The sequence below is a fragment of the Faecalibacter rhinopitheci genome (genome assembly GCF_015234135.1).
Classification (GTDB): Bacteria; Bacteroidota; Bacteroidia; order Flavobacteriales; family Weeksellaceae; genus Empedobacter; species Empedobacter rhinopitheci.
In genome coordinates this window covers 53,157-60,228 of the sequence record NZ_JADGIK010000010.1, presented here as the reverse complement: position 1 = coordinate 60,228, position 7,072 = coordinate 53,157, and the positions used below count along the sequence as shown (strand labels likewise).

General features: G+C 30.8%; 4 protein-coding genes and 1 tRNA gene. All 5 read left to right on the top strand.

The genetic code is table 11. From position 1 onward, the window contains the following. The first annotated feature begins 50 nt into the window (after positions 1 to 50). Positions 51 to 123, top strand: a tRNA-Lys gene (locus IM532_RS12455). A 137-nt stretch (positions 124 to 260) separates the two neighbouring features. Further along, positions 261 to 3,386, top strand: coding sequence for an AsmA family protein (locus tag IM532_RS12450; protein WP_194183812.1), 3,126 nt, complete (start codon positions 261 to 263; stop codon positions 3,384 to 3,386). Between the two features lie 176 nt (positions 3,387 to 3,562). Further along, positions 3,563 to 4,126, top strand: a complete 564-nt coding sequence (locus IM532_RS12445; RefSeq protein ID WP_194183810.1) for a DUF2306 domain-containing protein — start codon at positions 3,563 to 3,565, stop codon at positions 4,124 to 4,126. A 6-nt stretch (positions 4,127 to 4,132) separates the two neighbouring features. Continuing rightward, complete coding sequence (locus tag IM532_RS12440; RefSeq protein ID WP_194183808.1) at positions 4,133 to 5,053, top strand: YARHG domain-containing protein; 921 nt, start codon at positions 4,133 to 4,135, stop codon at positions 5,051 to 5,053. 192 nt (positions 5,054 to 5,245) lie between these two features. Next, on the top strand, positions 5,246 to 7,048 hold the full coding sequence (gene typA, locus IM532_RS12435; RefSeq protein WP_194183807.1) for a translational GTPase TypA: 1,803 nt from the start codon (positions 5,246 to 5,248) through the stop codon (positions 7,046 to 7,048). Positions 7,049 to 7,072: the final 24 nt, after the last annotated feature.

The window sequence follows — 7,072 nt, the reverse complement described above, 5'->3', positions numbered from 1 at the left end:
ACAAACTTCATGTTACTAAGAAGTATAAAAATAGTAACACTCCAAACGGAGACCTGGTAGCTCAGCTGGTAGAGCACAACACTTTTAATGTTGGGGTCCTGGGTTCGAACCCCAGCCAGGTCACAAAAAGTCAAGCAAATCGCTTGACTTTTTTTATGCGCTAAAATGAGGTTAATCCACCTAAACTGCGGTGGAAATCTTTATCAATATTTTTTTATTCAGTATTATCTGAACTAATTTGCAGTCGATTTAAAACAGTTATGAAGAAGGAAAAAACAGCCCTTCCAAAAGTATACAAGATCCTGAAAGGAACAGGTATAACAGTTGGAGGAATGGCGCTAGTTTTATATTTGTCGCCATTTTTATTTAAAGGGACAATAGACAATGGGATCAAGGATGTTGCAAAAAATTATGTAAAAACTGAAGTGGAATTTAAAAAATTAGATATTTCCTTTTTTAAACACTTTCCAAAACTTACAGTTACTTTAGAAGATTCTTCCATCAAAGGTACACCTCCCTATGGTAATACTAACTTAATTGATGCAAAAGAAATCGCATTAGGAGTAGATATTAAATCTCTTTTTGGTGATAAAATTATCTTTAATGAATTATATATCGATAAAGCTAATATACAAATCCAAGTAGATAGTTTAGGGCGTAATAATTATGATATCATGATTCCTTCACAAGAAATGGAAAATGATGAACAAACTGATGTTGGATTAGTCTTGAATGATATAAAAATTTCCAACTCCAATTTTCAATACGCGGACTTAGCTACTAAAGTTAATTTAAATTTAAAGAATTTTGATTACGACGGATTTATTGATTTTAAGGATAATATATTACGCTTAGATGCGAATACAGATATAAAAGATGCTTTCTTCGTATATGATAAAGAAACGTTTATAAAACATCTTACCTTAAAGGGTAAAGTAAATTCTACCATTGATTTAAATGCTTTTACTTTTGATTTTATAGATAATCAGTTAGAACTTGGACACTTCCCATTTACTTTAAAAGGAAAGTTTCAAATGCCTAATGAAAGTAAAGTTTTTGATTTAACCATTGCTTCCGAAAATAATAATTTAAAATATGTTTCTGCTCTTATTCCAGAAACGTATCAACAATGGGCAAAGGATGTGGAAATGGGAGGTTCTTCAAAAATTTTGTTGACCGTTAAAGGGATTATGAATTCGGATACAAATCAAAATCCAGATGTCTATATAGAAACAGAAATAAATGACGCAAGCCTTAATTATAAAAAATCTCCTACACCAATTAAAAACTTAAATTTAGTTTCTGTAATAGATTTACCTTCCTTAGACCCTGAGAAATTAAGGATAAAGGTGGATAATCTAGATTTTAAATTATTAGAAGGAAAGACTAAGGCTAACTTTACCTACTTAGCAGGAAAAACAATGTATTCTGAAGGGGAAATCAACTCTAATGTAGATTTAGAAGCATTGAAAAATGCAACAGGATTTAAACATATTTCTACAAAAGGGATTTTAAATTTAGAAGGAAATTGGAAAGGTTCTATACAATATACAGATAAAAAATTGTTTCAAAAAATTCCAACTTTTCATTTAAAAACTACTCTTCAAAATGGGTATTTCAAATTAGATGAAATGCCAGCAGCTATCGATCATATTAATCTTGATATGGAAATGGATAACAAAGATGGAAATTTTGATCATACATCATTAGCCATTCATCAGATAGATGCAAAAGCTTTAGACAATTATTTATTTGGGAAAATTAACATTAAAAATTTTAAAAATTATCCGATTGATGCTAATTTTAAAGCAAAGGTTCATTTACAAGATATTTATAAAATTTATCCGCTAGAGGGTATCGATCTGCGAGGTGATTTGTTTGCACAAATGAAAGTAAATGGAATTTATGACCCAGTGCGTAAAATAGTTCCAGTTAGCAATACTGTATTAGTGGTGAAAAATGGATATTTACGTTACGATGATATGCCAAATCTACCTTTAGAAAATATAAATATTGAAACTCAAATAAAAAGTGGTAGAGGATCTTTTAGTGACTTATCTGTAAAAGTATTACCCATTTCGTTTACGTTAGCCGGAAAACCTTTTATGATTAATGCTGATTTAAAAGATTTTAATCATTTAGATTATAGAATTCATTCAAAGGGTGAATTAAAACTTGGTGATTTTTACAAATTGTTCCCAATTGAAGGATTAGACGTAGATGGTATTATTACAGCAAACCTAGGATTAAAAGGAAATAATGGAACTGCTTTAGAAAATTTGCAAAATCGTGGATTTGTTAAGTTAGAAAACATAACTATTAATACAAAGTATTTTCCGAGCAAGTTTAAAATCAAAGAAGGATCTTTTAAATTTAGTGGAAGTCAGTTAACCTTTGAAAACGTTAAAGCAAGATATAAGCGTAATCAATTTATTTTTGATGGGAAAGTTTCTAATTACATCAACTATAGCTTAAAAGATACTGAAACTTTGAAAGGTGATATTAATTTCACATCTGAAAAAATTAATATTAATGATTTTATGGCTTTCAATACGAATGAAACTACAACATCTTCGTCAGCTGAAGGAGTCGTATTGTTACCAAAAAATGTGGATGTAAAGATTAATGGAAAAGCTAAAAAAGTATTGTATAATGATTTAGTATTAGATAATTTTAACGGGAATCTAAGTTTGAATAAAGGAAACCTAAAATTAGATCAAACTCAATTTAATTTAGTTGGTTCTACATTTAATTTAAATGGAATTTATCATCCAATTAATGCTAGAAACGCTAAATTTAGTTTTGATATAAAGGGTAATAACTTTGATATTCAGCGTGCGTACAAAGAAATTACGTTATTTAGAGAAATAGCAAGTGCCGCAGAAAAGGCTCATGGTAAAGTATCATTAGATTATCATTTAGAAGGAAATCTAGGAGTAGATATGTTTCCTAAACTAAAAACTATAAAAGGAAATGGAGATCTTGTGGTAGAAGATGTTCAATTAATGGGTTTTAAAGTATTTAATACTGTTGCAGAAAAGACATCAAAAGATGCCTTACACGATGCGAAATTAAAGAATATAAAAATCCATACATCAATTGCGAATAATGTAATGACGATTGATCGTACAAAATTTAAAATTGCAGGATTCCGACCTCGTATAGAAGGTCAAGTAACTTTAGACGGTTACATGAATATTGGTATGCGCCTAGGTTTACCACCGTTCGGGATTATAGGTATACCGATTAAAATTACAGGTCCTGCTGATACATTTGAGGTAGAAGTAGGAAAATATCATAAAGAAGATTTAAATGAAACTGATGACGAGTTCGCAGAATATCAAAAAAATCTTGAAGAAGAAAAAGCCAAAGCTTTACAGCAATAAATTATTAAAAAAGCCTTTAGAAAATGTCTAAAGGCTTTTTTAATGTTTAACTTCAAAATAAATCAATTAAATTTAAATCCAATGTTTCAATTTAATTGATAGTGAATAACTTAATAAAACATATAAAATGGTGGAAATTCTTGTTAATATCAATCTGGATTTATTTTACCTATTTAATGATACAGATTACGCTAAAATATTCTGTATTAACAGATGAAGTAGCATTTTTAGCAATAAAACAAGATGAAGTAGAACACGTAAATGGTTATTTACCGGTATTTTATATACATGTTTTTTTTTCAATCTTTGTTTTATTAATCGGATTAGTTCAGCTTTTTCCTATTGCGAAAATTGTTCCTCGAAGAATACATCAATGGCTAGGATATGCCTACGTTATTATAGTTGTAATATTTGCAGCACCATCGGGGATATTTATAGGATATTATGCAAATGGAGGATTGGGTGCAAAATTTGCCTTTATAATACTCGGAATACTTTGGATTTTTTACACAATACGAGCGCTAGTTCGTATAAAAAATAAGAATTTTAAAGGGCATCAACGAGATATGTGGCGCAGTTATGCATTAACCTTGTCGGCATTAACTTTACGATTATGGAAAGTGATAATTGTTTACTTATTCAAACCAAATCCAATGGAGGCTTATATAGTAGTAGCTTGGTTAGGATGGGTTTTGAATTTAATTCTTATCGAAATATATATTAACTATTCTAAAAAGTAGAATCCTATGAAATATCAATTTATCTATATTTTGTTATTAATGATAATGTTTTCATGTAAAAATGAAAAGCAAAATAACTTGGCCACACCCGAAACTACTGATACGATACAATCAGAGAATATCGAAATAAGCGAAAGCGATTATGGATTATGGGCTGGAATATTCGAAGCGGATTCTGTCGATTATAATCGTTCTGAAATTTTTTCAGTATCTAATCGTATAGGATTTGTGATACAAAAAATCACCGATGAAGACGTAAAAGGTTATAGTGTTACTGCAGGAAATATGCGTCCATTCGTGGGGACTATAAAAAATACAGATTCTACGCGATATGTTGTGGTAACAGAGCCGGGAGATCATAAATATGATGGAACGTTTAAATTTAATATAGCTCCAAATAACGATTCTATCTACGGATTTTGGTATTCGAAACGAAAAGATTTACCTGTATATTCAAGAAAATTTTCATTAAAACGTAAAGACTTTAGATATGATTCAAATTTGATGCTGAAGCCTAATACTTTTGAATATGATGAAGGAGAAGTAGAAAATTATCCTTTAGTGGATTGGGTTAATTATAAAGATAAAAAAGAAAACTACGAAGGAGAAGAATACGTAATAAATGTTAACCGAGCAGCTTCAGATGCTATTTATAAAATAAACGCATCTTCAAAAAAATTAACTGAAAAGGAATTGAAAAATCTCAGAAAATTAGATTTAGAAATCATCCGAAATACAATTTTTGCTCGTCATGGTTATTCCTTTTCAAACCGTGGAGTACGACAGTATTTTGACTTTGTGGAATGGTATATTCCATTGTTTACAAATGTTGAAGACAAATTAACTTCTATTGAAAACGATAATATTGCATTATTAAAAAGATTAGAAAAATATGCAGAAGATTATTATGAACAGTATGGTCGCTAATTTTTAAATTATAATTTTTCTCTTTAGGAGCTGTATTTATATCCAATAATAGTTAAAAAATATGCGATTTTATAGGGAAATTTAAATATAAATTAACTTTTTCTGACTTTTTAATTGATTATTTTAAATATTATCAATAAAATAGTAATTAAAAATAAATTTGTCGTAAATTTGCACCCATAATTTTCAAGAATGCAAAACATCAGAAATATTGCGATTATCGCACACGTTGACCACGGTAAAACAACTTTGGTTGATAAAATTCTTCACTCAACTAACGTTTTTAGAGAAAACCAAGAGTCAGGTGAATTAATCATGGATAACAACGATATCGAGCGTGAAAGAGGGATTACTATCTTTTCTAAAAATGCATCGGTAGAGTATAAAGGTGTAAAAATCAATGTTATCGATACTCCTGGCCACGCGGATTTCGGTGGTGAAGTTGAGCGTGTATTGAAAATGGCCGATGGAGTTATCTTATTAGTAGATGCTTTTGAGGGACCAATGCCTCAAACTCGTTTCGTTTTAGGAAAAGCTTTAGAATTAGGTTTAAAACCATTAGTAGTTATCAATAAAGTTGATAAAGAAAACTGTCGTCCTGACGAAGTTCATGATAAAGTTTTTGAATTATTCTTCAACTTAGATGCTACTGAGGAACAATTAGATTTCCCTGCGTTCTACGGATCTTCTAAACAAGGTTGGTTCAACACAGAGAATGTACGTACAGAAGATATTATTCCATTAATGGATGGTATTTTAGAGCACGTGCCTGCTCCAAAAGTAAATGAAGGTGCATTACAAATGCAAATTACATCTTTAGATTACTCTAAATTCTTAGGACGTATTGCTGTAGGTAAAGTAACAAGAGGAGAAATCAAAGAAGGAGACTGGATTGCTTTAACTAAGCCTGATGGATCTTTCAAAAAACATAAAATCAAAGAATTATACACTTTTACAGGTTTAGGAAAAGTTAAAGCTTCTGTTGTAAAAGCTGGAGATATCTGTGCTGTAGTTGGTATTGATGGATTCCAAATTGGTGATACTATCGCTGATCCAGAAAATCCTGAAGCATTACCAATTATGCATATTGATGAGCCTACAATGAACATGTCATTCGGTATCAACAACTCTCCATTCTTTGGTAAAGACGGAAAATTTGTGACTTCTCGTCACTTAGTTGATCGTTTAACTGACGAATTAGAGCGTAACTTAGCTTTACGTGTTGAGCCAACAGAAGATTCTAATACACAATTAGTTTACGGACGTGGTATCATGCACTTATCTGTATTAATTGAAACAATGCGTCGTGAAGGTTATGAGTTAACAGTTGGGCAACCACAAGTTATCTTCAAAGAAATTGACGGTGTAAAATGTGAGCCATATGAAACGTTAGTAATTGATGTTCCAGATGATTACTCTTCTAAAGCCATTGACTTAGTAACTCAACGTAAAGGTGATTTATTAGTAATGGAAGCTAAAGAAGGTATGCAACACTTAGAGTTCGAGATTCCTTCTCGTGGTTTAATTGGTTTACGTTCATTAATGTTAACAAATACTGCTGGTGAGGCTGTAATGGCACACAACTTCTTAGAGTATAAACCTTTTAAAGGTGCTATCGCTGGACGTTCTGCAGGTGTAATTATTTCTAAAGATCAAGGTACATCTACTCCTTATTCTATTGATAAATTACAAGATCGTGGTAAATTCTTTATCGCTCCAGGTGAAGAGGTTTACGAAGGTATGATCGTAGGAGAGCACTCTCGTAATAATGACTTAGTTGTAAACGTTGTTGAGGCTAAGAAATTAAATAATATTCGTGCATCAGGTAAAGATGATTCTACTACAATTGCTCCAAAAATCGAAATGACTTTAGAGGAATGTATGGAATATATCCAAGGTGATGAGTGTATCGAGGTAACTCCAAACTTCATCCGTTTACGTAAAATTCACTTAAAAGAGAATGATCGTAAGCGTTACGAAAAAACAATGGGATAATATCCAATTTGATATAATATTTAA

Bases quoted from the DNA above. Each gene is read 5' to 3' on its own strand.
- IM532_RS12450 (WP_194183812.1), top strand. From the start codon at position 261: ATGAAGAAGGAAAAAACAGCCCTTCCAAAAGTATACAAGATCCTGAAA.
- IM532_RS12445 (WP_194183810.1), top strand. From the start codon at position 3,563: ATGATACAGATTACGCTAAAATATTCTGTATTAACAGATGAAGTAGCA.
- IM532_RS12440 (WP_194183808.1), top strand. From the start codon at position 4,133: ATGAAATATCAATTTATCTATATTTTGTTATTAATGATAATGTTTTCA.
- typA (WP_194183807.1), top strand. From the start codon at position 5,246: ATGCAAAACATCAGAAATATTGCGATTATCGCACACGTTGACCACGGT.